Source organism: Sodalis praecaptivus (genome assembly GCF_000517425.1).
Lineage (GTDB): Bacteria > Pseudomonadota > Gammaproteobacteria > Enterobacterales > Enterobacteriaceae > Sodalis_A > Sodalis_A praecaptivus.
Genome location: NZ_CP006569.1, coordinates 3,449,720 through 3,470,524, shown reverse-complemented (window position 1 = coordinate 3,470,524; position 20,805 = coordinate 3,449,720). Strand labels below are relative to the sequence as shown.

At 58.6% G+C, this 20,805-nt stretch carries 21 protein-coding genes; 13 read left to right on the top strand and 8 right to left on the bottom strand.

Annotation, left to right across the window (positions count from 1 at the left end):
- Positions 1-65: 65 nt before the first annotated feature.
- On the top strand, positions 66-1,433 hold the full coding sequence (gene proY, locus SANT_RS15495; RefSeq protein ID WP_025423178.1) for a proline-specific permease ProY: 1,368 nt from the start codon (positions 66-68) through the stop codon (positions 1,431-1,433).
- Between the two features lie 148 nt (positions 1,434-1,581).
- On the opposite strand, the gene SANT_RS15490 is transcribed toward proY, so the two are convergent.
- Positions 1,582-2,184, bottom strand: coding sequence for a peroxiredoxin C (locus tag SANT_RS15490; RefSeq protein WP_025423177.1), 603 nt, complete (start codon positions 2,182-2,184; stop codon positions 1,582-1,584).
- 566 nt (positions 2,185-2,750) lie between these two features.
- Between SANT_RS15490 and SANT_RS15480 the strand changes: the two genes are divergently transcribed.
- Complete coding sequence (locus tag SANT_RS15480) at positions 2,751-3,722, top strand: LD-carboxypeptidase (protein WP_025423175.1); 972 nt, start codon at positions 2,751-2,753, stop codon at positions 3,720-3,722.
- A 64-nt stretch (positions 3,723-3,786) separates the two neighbouring features.
- Here the strand turns inward: SANT_RS15480 and SANT_RS15475 are convergent, their stop codons facing one another.
- A complete protein-coding gene (locus SANT_RS15475; protein WP_025423174.1) occupies positions 3,787-4,560 on the bottom strand; it encodes an N-acetylmuramoyl-L-alanine amidase in 774 nt (257 codons plus the stop codon).
- 378 nt (positions 4,561-4,938) lie between these two features.
- A complete protein-coding gene (locus tag SANT_RS15470) occupies positions 4,939-5,526 on the bottom strand; it encodes an ACP phosphodiesterase (protein WP_025423173.1) in 588 nt (195 codons plus the stop codon).
- A gap of 104 nt (positions 5,527-5,630) precedes the next feature.
- Here SANT_RS15470 and queA point away from each other — a divergent pair, with 104 nt between their 5' ends.
- The 5 genes from queA (at position 5,631) to secF (ending at position 11,238) form a co-directional block, all read left to right on the top strand.
- Positions 5,631-6,704, top strand: a complete 1,074-nt coding sequence (queA, locus tag SANT_RS15465; protein WP_025423172.1) for a tRNA preQ1(34) S-adenosylmethionine ribosyltransferase-isomerase QueA — start codon at positions 5,631-5,633, stop codon at positions 6,702-6,704.
- Between the two features lie 190 nt (positions 6,705-6,894).
- Positions 6,895-8,043: a tRNA guanosine(34) transglycosylase Tgt gene (tgt, locus tag SANT_RS15460; protein WP_025423171.1), complete on the top strand. Its 1,149-nt coding sequence runs from the start codon at positions 6,895-6,897 to the stop codon at positions 8,041-8,043.
- The gene (yajC, locus tag SANT_RS15455; RefSeq protein WP_025423170.1) at positions 8,044-8,376 is read left to right on the top strand and encodes a preprotein translocase subunit YajC; all 333 of its coding nucleotides are present in this window, start codon (positions 8,044-8,046) and stop codon (positions 8,374-8,376) included. It abuts the gene before it with no gap.
- A 27-nt stretch (positions 8,377-8,403) separates the two neighbouring features.
- A complete protein-coding gene (gene secD / locus SANT_RS15450; protein ID WP_025423169.1) occupies positions 8,404-10,257 on the top strand; it encodes a protein translocase subunit SecD in 1,854 nt (617 codons plus the stop codon).
- Between the two features lie 69 nt (positions 10,258-10,326).
- Positions 10,327-11,238, top strand: coding sequence for a protein translocase subunit SecF (gene secF, locus SANT_RS15445; RefSeq protein WP_051440241.1), 912 nt, complete (start codon positions 10,327-10,329; stop codon positions 11,236-11,238).
- Positions 11,239-11,402: 164 nt separating this feature from the next.
- On the opposite strand, the gene SANT_RS15440 is transcribed toward secF, so the two are convergent.
- The gene (locus tag SANT_RS15440; RefSeq protein WP_025423167.1) at positions 11,403-11,996 is read right to left on the bottom strand and encodes a DUF3251 domain-containing protein; all 594 of its coding nucleotides are present in this window, start codon (positions 11,994-11,996) and stop codon (positions 11,403-11,405) included.
- Between the two features lie 193 nt (positions 11,997-12,189).
- Here SANT_RS15440 and nrdR point away from each other — a divergent pair, with 193 nt between their 5' ends.
- From nrdR to pgpA, 6 genes are all read left to right on the top strand, one after another.
- Entirely contained in the window at positions 12,190-12,639 is a 450-nt protein-coding gene (gene nrdR, locus SANT_RS15435; RefSeq protein WP_011410403.1) for a transcriptional regulator NrdR, read from the top strand.
- Positions 12,640-12,660: 21 nt separating this feature from the next.
- Entirely contained in the window at positions 12,661-13,788 is a 1,128-nt protein-coding gene (gene ribD, locus SANT_RS15430) for a bifunctional diaminohydroxyphosphoribosylaminopyrimidine deaminase/5-amino-6-(5-phosphoribosylamino)uracil reductase RibD (protein WP_025423166.1), read from the top strand.
- Between the two features lie 86 nt (positions 13,789-13,874).
- Positions 13,875-14,345: a 6,7-dimethyl-8-ribityllumazine synthase gene (ribE, locus tag SANT_RS15425; RefSeq protein WP_025423165.1), complete on the top strand. Its 471-nt coding sequence runs from the start codon at positions 13,875-13,877 to the stop codon at positions 14,343-14,345.
- Positions 14,346-14,365: 20 nt separating this feature from the next.
- The gene (nusB, locus tag SANT_RS15420; protein ID WP_025423164.1) at positions 14,366-14,785 is read left to right on the top strand and encodes a transcription antitermination factor NusB; all 420 of its coding nucleotides are present in this window, start codon (positions 14,366-14,368) and stop codon (positions 14,783-14,785) included.
- A 69-nt stretch (positions 14,786-14,854) separates the two neighbouring features.
- Positions 14,855-15,841, top strand: a complete 987-nt coding sequence (gene thiL, locus SANT_RS15415) for a thiamine-phosphate kinase (protein WP_025423163.1) — start codon at positions 14,855-14,857, stop codon at positions 15,839-15,841.
- A gap of 8 nt (positions 15,842-15,849) precedes the next feature.
- Complete coding sequence (pgpA, locus tag SANT_RS15410) at positions 15,850-16,338, top strand: phosphatidylglycerophosphatase A (protein ID WP_038470679.1); 489 nt, start codon at positions 15,850-15,852, stop codon at positions 16,336-16,338.
- Between the two features lie 43 nt (positions 16,339-16,381).
- Here the strand turns inward: pgpA and SANT_RS15405 are convergent, their stop codons facing one another.
- The 4 genes from SANT_RS15405 to xseB all read right to left on the bottom strand — a co-directional run bounded on the left by SANT_RS15405 (position 16,382) and on the right by xseB (position 20,725).
- The gene (locus SANT_RS15405) at positions 16,382-17,356 is read right to left on the bottom strand and encodes an aldo/keto reductase (protein WP_025423162.1); all 975 of its coding nucleotides are present in this window, start codon (positions 17,354-17,356) and stop codon (positions 16,382-16,384) included.
- 321 nt (positions 17,357-17,677) lie between these two features.
- The gene (gene dxs, locus SANT_RS15400; RefSeq protein WP_025423161.1) at positions 17,678-19,540 is read right to left on the bottom strand and encodes a 1-deoxy-D-xylulose-5-phosphate synthase; all 1,863 of its coding nucleotides are present in this window, start codon (positions 19,538-19,540) and stop codon (positions 17,678-17,680) included.
- A gap of 37 nt (positions 19,541-19,577) precedes the next feature.
- Positions 19,578-20,480 carry a (2E,6E)-farnesyl diphosphate synthase gene (gene ispA, locus SANT_RS15395; protein ID WP_025423160.1) on the bottom strand — a complete coding sequence of 301 codons (903 nt, stop codon included), beginning with the start codon at positions 20,478-20,480 and terminating at the stop codon, positions 19,578-19,580.
- A complete protein-coding gene (gene xseB / locus SANT_RS15390; RefSeq protein WP_025423159.1) occupies positions 20,477-20,725 on the bottom strand; it encodes an exodeoxyribonuclease VII small subunit in 249 nt (82 codons plus the stop codon). The genes ispA and xseB overlap by 4 nt, the downstream gene beginning before the upstream one ends.
- Between the last annotated feature and the right edge of the window lie 80 nt (positions 20,726-20,805).

Genomic DNA, 20,805 nt, shown 5'->3' with positions numbered 1-20,805 from the left:
AGGCAATCAACTGACCACGGACACCGTTCCGTGGTTTTTTCTTGTGCAATAAAAGGTAATGGGTCATGCAATCTTCCACCCCTTCGCTGAAGCGGGGGCTTTCCACCCGGCATATTCGCTTTATGGCGCTTGGCTCCGCCATCGGTACCGGGTTGTTCTATGGTTCCGCTGATGCGATACAAATGGCCGGTCCTAGCGTACTGCTGGCTTATTTGATAGGCGGCCTGGCGGCCTACGTTATCATGCGCGCCCTGGGGGAAATGTCCGTGGAAAACCCCAATGCCGGTTCGTTCTCCCGCTATGCGCAGGATAATTTGGGCCCCATGGCGGGCTACATTACCGGCTGGACCTACTGTTTTGAAATCCTGATTGTTGCCATTGCCGATGTGACCGCCTTCGGCATCTATATGGGCGTGTGGTTCCCGTTGGTACCGCATTGGGTCTGGGTGTTAAGCGTGGTGTTATTCATCGGCGCGATCAATTTACTGAGCGTCAAAGCGTTTGGCGAGCTGGAGTTCTGGTTCTCATTTTTCAAAGTTGCCACCATTATCGTCATGATCCTCGCCGGCATCGGCATTATCCTGTGGGGCATCGGCAACGGCGGCCAACCTACCGGTGTGGCGAATTTGTGGCGCCACGGCGGCTTCTTCAGCCACGGCGTCGGGGGGATGATTCTTTCGCTGCAAATGGTGATGTTCGCTTACGGCGGTATTGAAATCATCGGCATCACCGCCGGCGAAGCGCGGGATCCTGAGCGCTCTATCCCGCGGGCCATCAACTCCGTTCCCTGGCGTATCCTGCTATTTTATGTCGGCACCCTGGCGGTTATCATGTCCATCTATCCGTGGAATCAGGTGGGTACCGGCGGTAGCCCGTTTGTACTGACGTTCCAGAATTTGGGCATTCCTGTCGCCGCCGGCCTGTTGAATTTCGTCGTGCTGACGGCGTCGCTCTCGGCCATTAACAGCGATGTGTTTGGCGTCGGGCGCATGTTGCACGACATGGCGGGGCAGGGGCATGCGCCGCGCATCTTTCGGCGCGTATCCCGTCACGGCATTCCCTGGATCACGGTGCTGGTGATGATGATGGCGATGCTGGTGGCGGTCTACTTGAATTACCTCATGCCGGAAAATGTCTTCCTGATGATCGCCTCGCTGGCCACGTTTGCCACCGTATGGGTGTGGATCATGATCTTGTGTTCGCAAATCGCCTTTCGCCGCAGGCTCAAGCCCGAGCAGGTGAGGGCGCTGAAATTCCCATTGCCCGGCGGCGCTATCACCGCAGGCCTCGGCGTCGTCTTTCTGCTGTTTATTATCGGCTTGATTGGCTACTTCCCCACCACCCGGGTGTCGTTATACGTCGGTGCGGTGTGGGTTTTACTGCTCTTGCTGGGATACCGCTGGGTAACAACGAAGCGCGTGACCGCCTCTTGAGCGCAAAGCCCGGCAGGGGATGCGAGGGCGGCTTTATCGGGTTAGCTCCCGGGTAGGCGCGGGCACAGGGTATAAAAAAGCCGGTCAGCTTGGCTGACCGGCGTTAGACGGACAGGGCGCGTGCCCTCTCTGATCTGGCGGAAGCTGATTACAGTCTGGTCAGGTTCTCAGACAGATATTTGGCGACACCTTCCGGTGAAGCCCCCATCCCTTCCTGCCCTTTTTCCCACTGTGCCGGGCAAACTTCGCCGTGTTCTTCATGGAATTGCAGGGCATCGACCATGCGCATCATTTCATCGATATTGCGGCCCAGCGGCAGGTCGTTAACGACCTGATGGCGAACAATCCCGTCTTTGTCGATGAGGAACGAACCGCGCAGCGCGACGCCGGCGTCCGGATGCTCAATGCCATAGGCTTTGATGATTTCGCGTTTGATGTCCGCTACCATCGGATACTTGACCGGTCCTATACCGCCCTTGTCGGTGGGGACCTGGCGCCAGGCGTTGTGTACAAACTCTGAGTCAAAAGAGACGCCGATGATTTCCACGCCGCGCTTCTGGAATTCTGCGTAACGTTTGTCAAAAGCAATCAGTTCGGACGGGCAGACGAAGGTGAAGTCCATCGGCCAGAAGAAAATGACCGCCGGTTTACCCTGGATATGGGCTTTAAGATTGAAATTGTCAACGATTTCACCCGTGCCGAGCACGGCGGCGGCGGTAAAATCGGGGGCTTGACGAGTGACCAGGACCATATTTACTCCTGTAAAATAGCGTTTGCGGATTGATAGGATTTGAGCCGGCTTAGTATAAGGCCGCGCCGGGGGGGAATAAAGTCAACCGTACCGATTGGTTAAATAGGTTATGCCTATCGAAGCGATAGGTGAACCTTGTCATCATAGCGGTGCCTTCCGTAGAGCTGGCGCGAACTAGCGGCGGGTCAACAAAGGCGGGATTCTTTATTTCCCGCCTGTTCATTGAAGGGGAAACGATAAACTCACTCAGACTGTTCCTCACGCTGCCGCGATAATTTTTACCTCGGGTGGCGCAGCATGTCGCAGCGGGATGTCGCCAGGCGCGCTGGTAACGGCATGGCGAGAGCAAGGCCCCTAGCGCGCGTAATTTTAGCGGTTGTCGCGACGTCTGCGTTCGGCAATACTCTCTTTGGGAGAACCGAACGCGGAAAAGAGGGCGTGTCGAGGGTAATTCAGACCAGCGCGCTTGATGGAATGGAAAAAGGATATAAAAGTCAATGGGAATGACAAAGGGAATATTTATGGCGGCATGCTGTTTATGTTTATCACTTCATGCGGGAACAATTATGGCAAAAACGGTGCATCTTATTTCCAGCTCATCTGAATATGACGAGCACAACATCCCGGATATTGTGACGGCGTTTAAGCGGCAAGGTTTTCAGGTCAATAGACAGTACCTTGATCAACAGGTTTCCGACTTCGGCTATGTCAATACCGATCGGGCGCGGGCGGAAAATTTGGTCAAGGCATTGACCGATGATGACGTCGAGTATTTGTGGTTTGTTCGCGGCGGGTCAGGGGCGCTCAACCTTCTGCCGCATCTGTTTGCGAATTTGACGAATATCCACGGCGCCCGTGAAAAAATCCTCGTTGGCTTTAGCGATGTCACGGCCATTCATGATTTTATTAATAAACATGTCGGATGGCGCAGCGTCCATGGCATCGTGGCGGCCAACAATAAAGATATCTATCAACGCCAGGGGGAGAAGGGGATAAATATGAATACGGGGTTGCGCCAAACCTTCGACGCGATAACCCATGGGGTGAGTTATCCCGGTATCCTGCCGCTGAATACGCCGGCGAGGGCCGGCGTCTCAGGGGTATTGATGGGCGGTAATCTGACGTTGCTTCAATCGCTGTTTTCCACCCGCTACGAAAAATACCTGCGCGATGAAATACTCTTGCTGGAGGATACCGGCGTCACTTATAAACAACTCGACCGGGCACTACATCAATTGCAATATAAAAAAGACTTTACGCCCAATGCGATCATTTTCGGCCAATTTTATCCCCTCTCGGCCAGCGATGAAGAGCGATTGATTTTCAAAAGCGTGATCCGTGATTTCGCCGATGCCACGCCGATTCCGGTGTATTATTACCCTTATTTCGGTCATGGGGCGACGAATAATCCAATGTTACTTAAGCATCAGGCGGTTATTACTTGTCCTGCCGAACAGGAATATTGCACTTTGCGGCAGCCGGCTATTCGGCCTGAGCCGAAAAGAGGGCAGCAGAGAAATGCGCGTGCGGTGGAATAACATGTGCTGTAAGCGATAGCATAATCCACCGGCAGCGCCACGGTAACAGCAAGTGAGCCAGCACTCACTTGTTGAAATATTTATCTACCAAAGCGTAGAGAATTGCCGCGGTTTCATTATCCACCGTGCCCTGCCAGTCAGCGGGGCGAAAATGCAATTGAAAAGCCTGGATAAGGTTTTTATAGCCGCCGGCGCCTGTTGCTCCCGCGACGTTATAGCCGTAGGTCTTGAGTTTGGCTTTTATCGCCGCCTGGTCAGGCGTCCCGTGCTCAGCAAACTCGTCGCTATACTGCTGTTTGGTCGCATCATCAAACCAGGCGCCTATGCCCGCTTCGTACAACTTTTTCCAGGGAAACGCCGCGCCGGGATCGAATTTCCGGCCGGGGGCAACATCACTATGGCCGACCACCTGGGTGGGGGTGATATCCGGATAGTGTTGCAGGACAGACTGCGCTAATTGAATGATGGCCTCGACTTGCACCGCAGGATAAGGCGGGAAGGTCCATTTCCCCGCGTTAACCGACGCCAGGTTGACATTTTCTATCCCGATAGACGTATCGTTGAGATTGTTGCGCCCGGCCCAGGCGCTAAGGCCGGCGTGCCAAGCGCGATCCTTCTCGTCCACCAGGTTGAAAATGCGCATATCATTGAAGCCGGCGTCGATATAGCTTTGATCGTCGGGATTGGGCACCAGATAATGCGCGCTGAGGGTCGCGTCGCCGCTCAGCGCGTTGACCGAGTCGGCGAAATTGAGAGCGGTGTAATGCATAATCAGAAAGCGTACGCGTTGGTTAAATCCTTTTACTGAACGGTAACTTGTCGCATCGATGGGGTACATGGCCAGGACTCCTTCCTGTGGGATGATTGCCTAGCGCTATTCATAACACCCCCTATCGCCGTCGGCAACGACGGGACGTTGGGTCATTTCTAGGACATTGCGTACGGCGCGGCAAAAGGTGGTGCCGCGCACGGTTCCCCTTGTCTACCGAAAGGGCAATTCTCGATGGGGGGGAACCGGCCATGCGGCGAAGAGTTGGCGATATAACTGGACGGACAGACCACCCGGCCCCGCCACGGAGCGCGGGACTCGTCAACAGACAAAGTGGGCGTGAGACATATGGATGACAGGCGGACACGTCTTCAGACAGAGCGGGCGCGGGCCTCGTTGCCGGTGGGTGGTCACGCCACTGGACGACCGGGCGATCAGCGACCGCGCTCAGTGGCCCAGCGCGCCCTGGCGCGCTGCATGCATCATCGCTGGATAAAGTTGCCAAAACGCCGTTTCCAGCCGGTCATAATGGGTCTGGATCTCCGGATAAATCTCGCCCAGAGCCGACAGCCGCGGGCGGCGCTGGGCCATACCGTTTAGCACCTGGGCCAGAAAAGGCCCATCGGCATAGCGCAGCAGCCAGCGTTCCCGCCACAGATAGCGGTTAAGGGATTGAAACCCCGCCGGCGTATCCGGCAGCGCGGGCGCGATTTCCCGCTGCGCCCGCAAAACGAATTCCGTCAGCGGCAACTGTGGCTCGACCCGCAGCCAGTGGCGCGACAGAAAATGATCCCAGACGACATCCAGCGCGATAGGCGCCACCCGCCGCGTCGCGGGCGAAAACAGCGTGCGCACCTGCTTTACCGCTTCGTGACTATCGGTAAGGCTATCAATTCGGCGATGCATACGAATCCCCGCCACAATCGCGGGTGAATAGAGGCCTTCGGGATCGCCGCGGACAAAATCCGCCATCAGATTTCCGAGCAGGGAGCTATGGGCCAGGGTGGCGAGATGCAGATGAGCAAGAAAATTCATTACATCAGTATACGGCAAAAGCGGCGCGACATAGCTTAATTCTTGCAGGGCGGAACGCATAGCCCTAGACTAAGCCGCCTGTTTTTATGCTGAAGTGATCTGCCATGCGCGTTGCCGACTTCTCTTTTGAATTACCCGATAATCTGATTGCCCGCTATCCGCAGGCGGAACGCAGCGCCTGCCGTCTGCTGTCGCTGGACGGCCAGACGGGCGCACTGGCGCATCAGGTTTTTACCGATTTGCTGGAAAAACTGGCGCCTGGCGATTTACTGGTATTCAACAATACCCGGGTGATCCCCGCCCGATTGTTCGGCCGCAAAGTCAGCGGCGGTAAAATCGAAGTCCTGGTGGAAAGAGTTCTCGATGATAAGCGGGTACTTGCCCACGTGCGCGCGTCCAAGGCACCGAAAGCCGGCGCCGCGCTGCTGTTGGGGGATGATGACAGCATCGCCGCCACCATGGTGGCGCGCCACGATTCACTTTTCGAGCTGCGTTTCGACGACCCCCGCGATGTGCTGACGCTGCTCAATGATGCCGGCCATATGCCTTTGCCGCCCTATATCGATAGGCCCGACGAAGCCGCGGATCGTGAGCTCTATCAGACGGTTTACGGTGAACGGCCCGGCGCGGTGGCGGCGCCCACCGCCGGCCTGCATTTCGATGAGCCGCTGCTGGCGGCGCTGCGCGCCAAAGGGGTTGCAATGGCGTTTGTCACCCTGCATGTGGGCGCTGGTACCTTCCAGCCGGTGCGGGTGGATCGGATCGAACAGCATCAGATGCACTCGGAGTATGCCGAAGTGCCGCAAGAGGTGGTGGATGCGGTTCTGGCGTGCAAGGCGCGCGGCAACCGGGTCGTGGCCGTTGGTACCACCTCCGTGCGCTCCCTTGAGAGCGCGGCCGCGGCGGCGGGAGAGAATACCCTGGCGCCGTTTTTTGGCGACACGCGCATTTTTATTTATCCCGGTTATCATTTTCGCGTAATAGATGCGCTTATCACCAATTTTCATCTGCCCGAGTCCACCTTGATAATGTTGGTATCGGCGTTCGCCGGTTATCGCCATACGCTGGCGGCCTACCGGGAAGCGGTGGCGCAGGCGTACCGTTTTTTCAGCTATGGGGATGCCATGTTTATCACCCGGAACCCTGCCGCTGCCCAAGAGCGCGTGGGTGAGTCGTAAGCGGGCGGGCTGATCGGCAATAGCGGGTCTGGATCCGTGCTTTGCGCGAACCGTCGGCGGCAGAAAGCAGGGATTAACCACGCCGGCGGCAACACATTCCGCGGACCGGCTTGTACAGCGGCTTGCGGGGTTGCTAGAATGCGCTCCTTTTCATCAAACATCGGACTGTTTCTCTGGTGTTGGAGGATGTGTGGAATATCAATTATTGAAAACCGATGGCCAGGCCCGCCGCGGGCGGCTGGTATTTGATCGGGGCGTCGTGGAAACGCCGGCGTTTATGCCGGTTGGGACGTATGGCACCGTGAAGGGCATGACGCCCGAAGAAGTGAAAGAGACCGGCGCGCAGATTTTGCTGGGCAATACCTTTCATCTTTGGCTGCGCCCGGGTCAGGCGGTCATGAAGCTGCACGGCGATTTGCACGATTTTATGCAGTGGCACGGTCCAATACTGACCGATTCCGGCGGGTTCCAGGTCTTCAGTCTGGGCGACATTCGCAAAATTACCGAAGAAGGCGTGCATTTCCGCAATCCCATCAACGGCGACGCGATATTCCTAAGCCCCGAAAAATCGATGGAAATCCAGTACGATCTGGGCTCCGATATTGTCATGATTTTTGACGAATGCACGCCTTATCCCTCCGATTGGGATTACGCCAAGCGCTCGATGGAAATGTCGTTACGCTGGGCGGCCCGCAGTCGCCAGCGTTTTGATGAGCTGGAAAATCCCAACGCGCTTTTCGGTATTATTCAGGGCGGTGTTTACGAAGATTTACGAGATGTATCGGTAAAAAGACTGGTAGAGATCGGTTTTGATGGTTACGCTGTGGGCGGCCTGGCGGTAGGGGAACCGAAAGCCGATATGCACCGTATTTTGGCGCACCTGTGCCCGCAGATCCCGGCGGATAAACCACGCTATTTGATGGGCGTCGGTAAACCTGAAGATCTGGTGGAGGGCGTTCGCCGCGGTATCGATATGTTCGACTGCGTCATGCCGACCCGCAATGCCCGCAATGGTCATCTGTTTGTTACCGATGGCGTGGTGAAAATACGCAACGCCCGGTATAAAGACGATGTCGCGCCGCTGGATGCGGAATGTGATTGTTACACCTGTCGCAATTATAGCCGCGCGTACTTGCATCATCTTGACCGTTGCAACGAAATATTGGGTGCCCGTCTAAATACTATCCATAACCTACGTTATTACCAGCGTTTGATGGCGGGTTTACGCCAGGCTATTGATGAGGGTAAATTAGAGCACTTTGTAGGTGAGTTCTATCGCCGGACAGGTAAGCCGGTGCCACCTTTAGTCGTCGAGTTAAATAACAATGAGGGAATTTAAATGAGCTTTTTCGTTTCTGACGCCGTTGCCGCCACCGGTGCTCCGTCCCAGTCAAGTCCTTACTCTCTGGTGGTGATGCTGGTTGTTTTCGGTCTGATCTTTTATTTCATGATCCTGCGCCCACAGCAAAAGCGCGCCAAGACGCATAAAGAGTTGATGAATTCCATTTCCAAAGGAGATGAAGTTCTGACGACCGGCGGTCTGGTGGGTCGCGTGGTGAAAGTCGCGGACACCGGCTATATTTCCATCGCGCTCAACGATACCAATGAAGTGGTCATCAAGCGTGATTTTGTGGCCGCCGTTTTGCCGAAAGGTACGATGAAAGCGCTGTAATAAACGATTTTCCCGAAGGGAACTGCCGTGTTAAACCGTTATCCTTTATGGAAGTATATCATGCTGGTGCTGGTGCTGGCGCTGGTCGTCGGGCTGCTGTATGCGCTTCCCAACCTGTATGGTGAGGATCCGGCCGTACAGATCACTGGCGCGCGGGGTGGCGCCGCCAGTGAATCGACGCTGGTCCAGATCCGGACTGTATTAGAACAGCAACATATCGCCAGTAAATCCATTGCGCTGGAAAATGGCGCCATTCTGGCCCGTTTTTCCAACTCGGACGTACAGTTGCGCGCCCGCGAAGCGTTGATGAACGCCCTCGGCGAGAATTATGTCGTGGCGCTTAATCTGGCCCCGGCCACTCCCCCCTGGTTAGCCATGGTAGGGGCGGCGCCGATGAAGCTCGGCCTGGATTTGCGCGGCGGCGTTCACTTCCTGATGGAAGTGGATATGGACACCGCGCTCAATAAGTTGCAGGAGCAGACGATGGATACCCTGCGCGGCGATTTGCGCGAAAAGGGCATTCCGTATGCGACGGTGCGTAAAATCGAGAATTACGGTAGCGAAATCCGCTTCCGCGATGCCGATACCCGCGATCAGGCGATATCCTGGTTGACGCCGCGCCACCGCGATCTGGTTATCAACAGCGTCGGAGACAACGCGCTGCGCGCCACGCTGGCGGACGATCGCCTGCGCCAAGCCCGCGAGTACGCGGTGCAACAGAACATCACCATCCTGCGCAACCGCGTTAATCAGCTGGGCGTTGCCGAGCCTTTGGTGCAACGTCAGGGCGCCGACCGAATTGTCGTCGAGCTGCCGGGTATCCAGGATACGGCGCGCGCCAAAGAAATTTTGGGGGCGACCGCCACGCTCGAATTCCGTCTGGTCAATAGCTCGGTGGATCAAACCGCCGCCGCCAACGGCCGCGTGCCGGGGGATTCGGAGGTGAAAGCCACCCGCGACGGCCAGCCGGTTGTGTTATACAAACGGGTTATCCTGACCGGCGATCACATCACCGACTCCACCTCCAGCGCCGATGAATATAACCGTCCGCAGGTCAATATTTCCCTGGACGGCAGCGGCGGCACGACCATGTCCAACTTCACCAAGGACAATATCGGCAAGCTGATGGCCACCTTGTTTGTGGAGTATAAGGATAGCGGCAAGAAAGACGCCAACGGTCGCGCCATTCTGGAGAAGCAGGAAGAAGTCATCAATGTCGCCACCATCCAGTCGCGGCTGGGTAACAGCTTCCGCATTACCGGCATCAACAATCCCAACGAGGCGCGTCAGCTGTCGCTGCTGCTGCGTGCGGGCGCGTTGATTGCGCCGATCCAGATAGTGGAAGAGCGCACCATCGGTCCGACCCTGGGGCTGCAGAATATTACTCAGGGACTGGAAGCCTGTTTGTGGGGGCTGGTGGCGTCGATTCTGTTTATGGTGGTGTGGTATCGCAAATTTGGTCTTATCGCCACCACGGCGCTCATCGCCAACCTGGTGCTTATTATCGGCATCATGTCTCTGCTGCCCGGCGCGACGCTGACCATGCCGGGTATCGCCGGTATTGTATTGACGCTGGCGGTGGCGGTGGACGCCAATGTGCTTATTAATGAACGTATTAAAGAAGAGCTGCGCAACGGTCGCACGGTGCAGCAAGCCATTCATGAGGGCTATCGGGGCGCGTTCTCCAGTATCGTTGACGCCAACGTCACGACGCTGATTACCGCCGTCATCCTGTACGCGGTGGGCACGGGGTCGATCAAGGGCTTCGCCATTACTACCGCCATCGGGATTGCTACCTCAATGTTTACGGCGATCATCGGCACCCGTGCCATCGTTAACCTGCTTTACGGCGGTAAACGCATCGATAAGCTGTCTATCTAGGAGTGGCTTGTGGCTCAGCAACAAAGAAATGTCGAAGAATTGAACTACGGCCGTAAAGTCTACGACTTTATGCGCTGGGATTATGTGGCGTTCACCCTGTCGGCCATCCTGCTTATCGCCTCCATCGCCATCATGGCGGTGCGGGGCTTTAACTGGGGGCTGGATTTCACGGGCGGTACGGTAATTGAACTTAACCTGGAAAAGGCCGCCGATCTTGACCAGATGCGTGACGCGCTTGAACATGCGGGCTTCACGGATCCACTGGTGCAGAATTTCGGCAGCAGTCGCGATGTGATGGTGCGTATGCCCCCGGTGCAAGACGGCCTTGGGCAGGAGCTGGGCAACAAAGTGCTCGGGGTGATTAATCAGGCAACCGGGCAGAATGCCGCCGTGAAGCGGGTCGAGTTTGTCGGACCGAGCGTCGGCAGCGATCTGGCTCAGGACGGCGGCATGGCGCTGCTGGTGGCGTTGATCTGTATCCTGATTTATGTCGGCTTCCGGTTTGAATGGCGGCTGGCGACCGGGGCGGTGTTGGCGCTGGCCCATGACGTGGTGATTACGCTTGGGGTTCTGTCGCTGTTTCATATCGAGATCGATCTGACGATTATTGCCTCCCTGATGTCGGTGATTGGCTACTCGCTGAACGACAGTATCGTGGTGTCGGACCGTATTCGTGAGAACTTCCGCAAAATTCGCCGCGGCAGCGCCTACGATATTTTTAACGTCTCGCTGACGCAGACCTTGAGCCGGACCATCATGACCTCGGCCACCACATTGATGGTGGTGTTGATGCTGCTGATTTTCGGCGGCGCGATGCTGCGCGGCTTCTCCACCACGCTGTTTATCGGCGTCTTTATCGGCACCGTCAGCTCCATCTATGTGGCGTCGGCGTTGGCGCTTAAGCTCGGGATGAAACGCGAACATCTGTTGCAGCAGAAGGTGGAAAAAGAGGGGGCCGATCAGCCTTCGCTGCTGCCCTAAGAGACGCCCACCGCGCTATGAGGAGTGCCGCCGCCGCGCGAGCGGAGGCGGCCTCCCGCGGCGTGATGTTCGCGTTGCGGGCACGGGCGGTGACGCGTGCGCAAATGCCGCCGCGCGATACAGTCAGCGCCGCCTAGGCGGTTACCGCCCAGGCAGAGGGCTGTTTATTGGCTGCCGACAGGTTTGGTGGCGTCCGCCGCCGGCGGATTTTGCGGCGTGTCCGGCTGAATATCATGCAGCCGGATAAAGCCTACCTGCTCCGGCGTCAGGCCGGACATTCGTAATTCGATAGTGGCCTCGGTCCTCGGCAACAGCGAGGCCGGCACGGAAATCGGCTGGCTAAGCGCATCGGCGGTCAATGGCTTACCCGTGGCCGCATCCACCTGTCCCCAATCCACAATCCCGTGCAGCGGCATCAGCGCCGCGCTGTCGGCGCTGCGGATATGCAGCTGCGCGCGCGAGCCGCTGGCTTCCGCCTCTACCTGACTGATGGAGACCCGCAATTTGCCCGCCTCGCTTTGCACGTCCGCCGCGGTTTTCGCCGCAGGATACAGGTAGATACCGCGGGTCGACTGCTGATTTTGCTCGTTTTGCGCCACCAGCGCGGCGGCCTGATTGGTAAGCGTTTGCAAACGCTGGTTCAAATGCCCCACTTCGCTGCGCAGTTTGGGCACCTGTTGGGCCTCCTCCCGGCTGGCGCAGCCGGTAAGCACCAGCAGGGCGGCAACGGCATAACTAGCGCGATAACTGATTGTCATAGCGGCAATTTCCTTTTTTCAACGGTTGCGTTCAGTTTAGCCGTTAAGCGGCGGAAAGTCATGAGGTGCGCCGCGTTCTCGCGTCAATAGCGATAACTCTGCGGCGCCGGTTCCGCTTTAAGTAGTGTTGCTTTGTCCTCGGCGGAGTTCGCGCTAAACTACCCTATCCCTAATCAGCCGGCCAGGAAGCGCTATGCATTGTCCGTTTTGTTCTGCAGTCGATACCAAAGTGATTGATTCCCGTCTGGTGGGGGAAGGAACCCAGGTGCGCCGCCGCCGGCAGTGCGTCATCTGTAATGAACGCTTCACGACATTTGAAGTGGCGGAACTTGTGCTGCCTCGCGTCATCAAAAGCAATGATGTGCGCGAACCGTTTAACGAAGAAAAGCTGCGCAGCGGTTTTTTGAAAGCGCTGGAAAAGCGGCCGGTCAAGTCCGACGATGTCGAAATGGCCATCAACCATATCAAATCCCAGCTGCGCGCCACCGGCGAGCGCGAAGTGCCGAGCAAAATGATCGGCAATCTCGTGATGGACGCGCTGAAAAAACTGGATAAGGTCGCCTATATCCGCTTTGCCTCGGTTTATCGCAGCTTCGAGGATATCCGCGAGTTTGGCGAAGAGATCGCCCGACTGCAGGATTAGCGTCACCCTAAGGACCCTCCTATGGAGCATGATGAGGTTTTTCTCGCGCGCGCATTTGAACTGGCGCGCCGTGGACGCTTTACTACCGCGCCCAATCCTAACGTGGGCTGCGTTATCGTCCGCGATGGACGCATTGTGGGTGAAGGTTATCACCAGCGCGCCGGCGAGCCGCATGCCGAAGTGTATGCGCTGCGCACGGCGGGAGAGGCGGCGCGCGGCGCCACCGCCTATGTTACCCTTGAACCCTGCAGCCACCACGGCCGCACCCCCCCCTGCGCCGACGCGCTGATAGCCGCCGGCGTGGCGCGGGTGGTGGCCGCGATGCCCGATCCCAACCCGCAGGTCGCGGGCCGCGGCTTCTACCGGCTCCAGCAGGCGGGCATCAATGTCCGCCATGGCTTGATGTTGCCCGAGGCGGAAGCGGTAAACCCGGGCTTTCTCAAACGCATGCGCACCGGTTTTCCCTGGGTCAGGCTCAAGCTTGCGGCATCGCTCGATGGCCGCACCGCCATGGCTTCCGGGGAGAGCCAGTGGATTACCTCCCCCGAGGCGCGGCGGGATGTTCAGCGCTGGCGTGCCGAAAGCGACGCTATTCTTTCCACCGCCGCCACGGTGCTGGCGGACGATCCCGCCCTGACGGTGCGCTGGCCGTCGCTGCCGGAGGATGTTCAGGCTCACTATCCCCAAGATCGGGTGCGTCAGCCGGTGCGAGTGATCATTGACAGCGCCAACCGCGTGACGCCCGCTCATCGGGTCGCACAGGAGGAAGGGCGAACCTGGCTGGCGCGCCTTGCGCCGGACGGTCTATCGTGGCCGGCGTCCGTCGAGCAGCTTCAACTGCCGGCGCGCGAAGGGCCGGATGGCGCGCAGCTTGATTTGGTGGTGTTGATGATGCAGCTGGGCCGCCGTCAGATCAACAGCCTGTGGGTTGAGGCGGGCGCCGGTCTGTCCGGCGCGCTGCTGAGCGCCGGATTGGTGGATGAATTGATATTGTACCAGGCGCCGAAACTGCTCGGCGCCGACGCCCGCCCGCTGTGTCTGCTGCCGGGGCTGCAACAACTTAACGCGGCGCCGGGGTTTACGCTGCTTGACGTCCGGCAGGTGGGGCCGGATATCCGCCTGCGTCTGAAACCCGGCGAGGGCATTTAATTGGCCCGCGCAGCGGACAAAGTATTATGTTAGAATCCGCTCCCTCGCGAGACGATTCAGCTATTTGCCATTTTGTAAGGATAATCATGAACGTTATTGAAGGTGTTGTTGCAGCTCCCAATGCGCGCGTCGCTATCGCTATTGCGCGCTTTAACCACTTCATCAATGACAGCCTGCTTGATGGCGCCGTCGACGCCCTGAAACGCATCGGCCAGGTCAAAGACGAAAATATCACCGTGGTCTGGGTGCCGGGCGCTTACGAATTACCGCTAGCGGTCAGCGCGCTGGCCGATAGTAAAAACTATGACGCCGTCGTGGCGCTGGGCACGGTTATCCGTGGCGGCACCGCGCATTTTGAATACGTCGCCGGCGAATGCAGCGCCGGGCTGTCCGCGGTCGCCGCGCGCACCGCGCTGCCGGTGGCGTTCGGAGTGCTGACCACCGAAAGTATCGAACAGGCCATCGAACGCGCCGGCACCAAGGCCGGCAATAAGGGCGCGGAAGCCGCACTGACCGCGCTGGAAATGATCAACGTATTGCAAGCCATCAAAGCGTAAGTAAAGGAAAGGGGAATTTTGTGAAACCAGCCGCTCGTCGCCGTGCTCGTGAATGTGCCGTCCAGGCGCTTTACTCATGGCAATTATCACATAACGACATCGCCGATATCGAAGTCCAGTTTCTGGCGGAGCAGGACACGTCGGATGTGGATGTCGCTTATTTCCGCGAGCTGTATGCCGGCGCGGCGACGAATGCCCAGGAGCTGGATAAGCTGATGGCGCCCTATCTTTCACGTCAGCTGGAGGAGCTCGGCCACGTGGAGCGCGCCGTATTGCGCATTGCGCTGTTTGAACTGAGCAAGCGCCAGGATGTGCCTTACAAGGTCGCCATCAACGAAGCTATCGAGCTGGCCAAAACCTTTGGCGCAGAAGAGAGTCATAAGTTTATTAATGGTGTGCTGGACAAGGTGGCCCCAGAAATTCGTCCCAACAGAAAATAGCGGGGCGGGGCCGGCGTCGCTGGTCCCACCGTTACGCCGCGCCAGCACCAACACAAATTTGGACAGAGTATGGCATGTGGTGAGTTTGACCTCATTGACCGCTATTTCAACCGGATGCGCAGCACGCGCCGGGATGTGGTGGTGGGCATCGGCGATGACTGTGCGCTGCTGTCGGTAGCTGAAAAAAAATGGATTGCGGTCAGTACGGATACGCTGGTGGCGGGCACGCATTTTCTGCCGGACATCAGCCCTTCTGATTTGGGCTATAAGTCGCTGGCGGTCAACCTCAGCGACCTGGCCGCCATGGGCGCCGATCCGGCCTGGCTGTCGCTGGCGCTGACCTTGCCCTCGGTAGACGAGGGTTGGCTGGCCGCCTTCAGCGATAGCCTCTTCCAGCAGTTGGATTACTACGATATGCAGCTCATTGGCGGCGATACCACCCGCGGTCCGTTGAGCCTGACGTTGACCATCCAGGGTTTAGTCCCCGCCGGCCGCGCGCTGACCCGTGACGGCGCCCGAATAGGCGACTGGATCTATGTCACCGGCACGCTGGGGGATAGCGCCGCCGGACTGGCGATACTGCAAAATCGCCTGCAGGTGAAGGATGCGCAGGATAGGCAATATTTGCTGGCCCGCCATTTGCGCCCGCAGCCACGGATTCTACAGGGCCAGGCGTTGCGCGACCTCGCCAGCGCCGCCATTGATATCTCCGACGGTATTATCACGGATTTGCGCCACATTCTTGCCCGTAGCGACTGCGGCGCCCGCATTAACCTCGACGATATTCCCACCTCTACGGCGCTGCTGCGCCACGCCACGCCCGATCAGGCGCTGCGCTGGGCGCTCGGCGGCGGCGAAGATTACGAACTGTGCTTTACGGTGCCCGAAATCAATCGCGGCGCGCTGGATGTCGCGCTGGGCCATACCGGCGCGCCGTTTACCTGCATCGGCCAGATCGGTCCGCGCAGCGAAGGGATACAATTTATGCGCCATCACCAGCCGGTAGAGTATGACTGGCACGGGTATGACCATTTCAAAACGGACGATAGTGAATGACGATGGATATGCTGGCCGCCAAGCGGCGGATTAACCTTTCCAACCCCTGGCATTTGCTGGCAACGGGCTTCGGCAGCGGCATGTTCCCCTGGATGCCCGGCACCGTGGGCTCGCTGGCGGCAATACCGTTTTGGTGCCTGCTGGTGCTGCTGCCGTGGCAGCTGTATTCGCTGGCGGTTATGTTCAGCCTTTGCCTGGGCGTCTACTTTTGCCATCAGACGGCGCGGGATATGGGGGTCCACGACCACGGCTGCATCGTTTGGGATGAATTCGTCGGCATGTGGATTACCCTGATGGCCTTGCCGGTAAACGATTGGCGGTGGGTGCTGGCGGGCTTTTTACTGTTCCGACTGCTGGATATCTGGAAACCCTGGCCGATCCGCTGGTTCGATCGCAAGGTACACGGCGGCATGGGCATCATTATCGACGATGTGGTGGCCGGGATCATCGCCGCCGGCGTCCTTTACTGGGTCGGGCATCACTGGCCGCTGTTTTAGGGCGTTTCCCCTGTGCCGGCGGCGGGGGGAAACGCCGGCTACCCTAGCGAAAGCCCACCACAGGGTGCGGTAAGTATGCGGTCTCCAGCTCGGCTATCTCTTCGTCGTCCAGCTTGACCTCCGTGGCCTGCAGCAGCTCGGCAAGCTGCGCCGGGCGCGACGCGCCAACGATGGGTGCCGTCACCGCCGGCTTGCTCAGCATCCACGCCAGCGCCACCTGCGCGCGCGAGACGCCGCGGACCTTGGCAATCACGCCGACCCGTTCGGCGATACGGGCATCATTATCCTCGCTGTGTTCATACAGCGTTTTGCCAAATTCGTCAGACACCAGCCGGGCGGTGGTTTCCCCCCAGGGCCGGGTAAGCCTGCCACGCGCCAGCGGGCTCCACGGCAATACGGCAATATTTTCCGCCAGGCACAACGGGTGCATTTCCCGCTCTTCTTCCCGTTGAATTAAATTGTATTGATCCTGCATGCTGACAAACCGCGTCCAACCGTGCAAATCGGCGGTATAGAGCGCGCGGGCGAATTGCCAGGCGTACATTGAGGAGGCGCCGATAAAGCGCGCCTTACCGGATTGCACGACATCATGCAACGCCTCCAGCGTCTCCTCCAGCGGGGTGTCATAGTCCCAGCGGTGAATTTGCAGTAAATCGACATAGTCCATGCCCAAGCGCGTCAGGCTATCATCGATGGATTGCAGGATATTGGCGCGGGACAAACCGCCAGAGAGGCCGGCGGTGGGAAAAAATACCTTGGTCGCCACCACCACGTCTTCGCGACGGGCGTAGGTTTTCAGCGCCCGGCCGACGATCTCTTCGCTGCTGCCGTCGGAATAGCTATTGGCCGTGTCGAAAAAATTGATGCCGCCCTCCAGCGCCTGCTGGATGAGCGGCCGCGAGCTTTCTTCCGGCAAGGTCCAGGCATGGCGTCCGCGCGCGGGTTCGCCAAACGTCATACAGCCAAGACACAGGCGGGACACGCGCAGGCCGGTCTGGCCAAGGGTGGTATATTCCATAATCATCTCCAGATGAAAAGCGCCGTAAAGGGAAATAATAAGTATAGGCGCCGGCGCCGGCGACGCGGGCAACCGATAATGGCTTTACGTGACTAACGGCACAAATGGCGCAAAAGCGGATAAAACGCGGCGCGGGCGATACCGTCGGCCTGTGCGAAATAAAACCGGGGCAGGGGACAGCGCCGGCCGGCGGGGGCGTAGAGGTGTCCTGGGCGCTTAGCGCTGGGGGACTCAGCTCAGGCGTCTACGCCGGAAAACTGACGCCGGCGCCGGCGCGGGGCGGAAGGCTTCTGGTAACGGAGCCCGCACCGCGCCGCGGGCTTAGGCCAGCCAGTTCTCGATTTGCCGGCGGATCCCAGCGCCGTCGAGGCCCAGATCGGCGCGGATCTCCTCTTGGCCCCCCTGGGGAATGAAATGGTCCGGCAGGCCGATGTTCAATACCGGCACCTGCAGCCGCTGGTGCATGACGAATTCGTTCACGCCGCTGCCGGCACCGCCCATGATAGCGTTCTCCTCAACCGTCACCAGCGCCTGATGACTGGCGGCCAGTTCTTTTATAAGCGCGCCGTCGAGCGGTTTGACGAAGCGCATGTCTACAAGCGTCGCGTTCAGCGCCTTTGCCGCCTCCTCGGCCTCGGGCAACAAGGTACCGAAGTTGAGAATCGCCACGCCGACGCCATCGTGGCGCACAACCCCTTTACCCAGCGGCAATTCATACAGATCGCTGAGCGGGGCGCCGGTGCCGTTACCGCGCGGATAACGCACCGCGCTCGGCCCAGCCCGATAGTGATATCCCGTGTGCAGCATCAAACGGCACTCGTTTTCGTCGCTGGGCGTCATGATGACCATGTTGGGAATACAGCGCAGATAAGAGAGATCGAACGCGCCCTGGTGGGTTTGGCCGTCGGCGCCCACGACACCGCCGCGATCGATGGCGAACAGCACCGGCAGATTCTGAATCGCCACATCGTGGATCACCTGATCGTAGGCACGTTGCAAAAAGGTGGAGTAGATAGCGACCACAGGGTGATAACCGCCGATCGCCAGACCCGCGGCGAAGGTGACCGCATGCTGCTCGGCGATGGCGACATCAAAATACTGGTGCGGATATTGGCGTGAAAAGGCAACCATGCCGGAGCCTTCGCGCATGGCGGGGGTAATCGCCATTAACTTATCGTCGCCGGCGGCGGTGGCGCACAGCCAATCGCCGAAAATGGCCGAGTAGGAGGGGCATCCGCCGCCGCTTTTCGGCAGGGTGCCGATTTGAGGATCGAATTTCGGCACCGCGTGCCAGCTAATGGGGTCTTTCTCCGCCGGCGCATAGCCGCGGCCTTTTTTAGTCATGATATGCAGCAGCTGTGGCCCTTTCTTGGCGCGCATATTTTTTAGCGTCTGCACCAGACCCTGCACATCATGGCCGTCCACCGGGCCGATATAGTTAAATCCCAGCTCCTCGAACAGCGTGCCGGGCACCACCATGCCCTTAATATGCTCTTCGGTGCGTTTCACCAGCTCCTTGATGGGCGGAATACCGGAAAGCACCTTTTTGCCGCCCTCGCGCAGGGTAGAGTAAAGCTTGCCGGACAGGATCTGCGCCAGATGGTTATTGAGCGCCCCAACGTTTTCCGAGATGGACATCTCATTGTCGTTAAGCACCACCAGCAAATCGGATTTGATATCGCCGGCGTGATTCATGGCCTCGAACGCCATACCGGCGGTGATGGCGCCATCGCCGATAACGCAGACCGTGCGGCGGCCCAATCCCTCATGCTCCGCCGCCACCGCCATGCCGAGCCCGGCGCTAATGGAGGTGGAGGAGTGGCCTACCGAAAGCTGGTCATATTCGCTTTCGCCACGCCAAGGAAAGGGATGCAGGCCGTTGCGCTGGCGGATGGTGGCGATGCGATCCCGACGTCCGGTTAGGATTTTGTGCGGATAGGCCTGATGGCCGACATCCCAAATCAGCCGATCGAACGGCGTATTGTAGACGTAATGCAGCGCCACCGTCAGTTCAACCGTCCCCAGCCCCGAGGCGAAATGGCCGCTTGAGCGGCTGACGCTGTCGAGCAAAAATTGCCGCAGCTCATCGCACAGTGCCACCAGACTCTCTTTGGGTAACTGGCGCAGCTCCATAGGATTATCGGCCAGGACCAGCGTCGGGTATTTCTTTGTATCAAGGCTCATGGGGTACTCATATCTGAGGTGTAAAAAACCACATCACTTATTTGTCACGTTCAATAATATAGCGCGCCAGCGCCACCAGCGTGGCGGTATCATAACCGAGTGCGGCGACACATTCTAAGGATGCTAGCGATTCGTGATACAGATCCTGAGCCTTGGCCCGCGCCATGTCCAGTCCCAGCAGGGCCGGATAGGTACTTTTGCCTAATTCCTGGTCCGCTCCCTGCCGCTTGCCGGTGGTTTGACTGTCGCCCACGACATCAAGAATATCGTCTTGTACCTGGAAAGCCAGGCCGATGGCGGCAGCGAAACGATCGAGATAGCCCAGCGCCGGGCTGCCGCGTTCGCCGGCCGCCAGCGCGCCCATCCGCACCGCGGCGCGGATAAGGGCGCCGGTCTTGTGCCGGTGAATCGTCTCCAGACGCGCGGCGGATACCTGCTGACCCTCCGCCGCCAAATCGAGCGCCTGCCCGAGGCACATGCCGTCGGCGCCGCTGGCGGCAGCCAGGGTCGAGATCATTTGCAGCCTATCCTGTGCGCTGACCTCAGGCATTTCCGCATCGGCCAGGATGCTGAAAGCCAGCGTTTGCAGCGCATCGCCGGCCAGAATGGCGGTAGTTTCACCAAATTTGACGTGGCAGGTCGGCAAGCCGCGGCGCAGCGCGTCGTTATCCATCGCCGGCAGATCGTCATGAATCAGCGAATAGGCATGGATACACTCAATCGCGCTCGCCGGCGCATCAAGGCTTGCGGGCGTGAGTCCGAATAGCCGGCCGGTCTGATAAACCAAAAAGGGCCGCAGCCGTTTGCCCCCCAGCAGAGCGCCGTGGCGCATGGCCTGGACCAGCGGCGTCTGCTGGCTGGTCAGGGTGTGCAGATAGTGTTCCAACGCCGCATCCACCTGCTGGCGGCTATCTTCTAACGCGCGGGCGAAATCGGTCATAACGCATCATTTTCCGGCGCAAAGGGAGTAAGCTGTGCGTCTGGCGCGTCATTTAACAATATTTGCACCCGCTGTTCCGCCTGTTGCAGCGTTTTCTGACCCTGGCGCGCCAGCTGCACGCCCTGCTCGAATTCGTTAAGCGCCTGCTCCAGCGGCAATTCCCCGGATTCGAGGCGGGTGACTATCTGCTCCAGCTCTTTTAGGGCAGTTTCAAAACTGGCGGGTTGTTCAGTTTTTTTTGGCATGGTCTGTATCCTACCGGTCAATAGCGAAGGCGCGGGTGGCGGCCCACGTTAGCCCAGAGTGCGGTGATAAGCAAATTGCG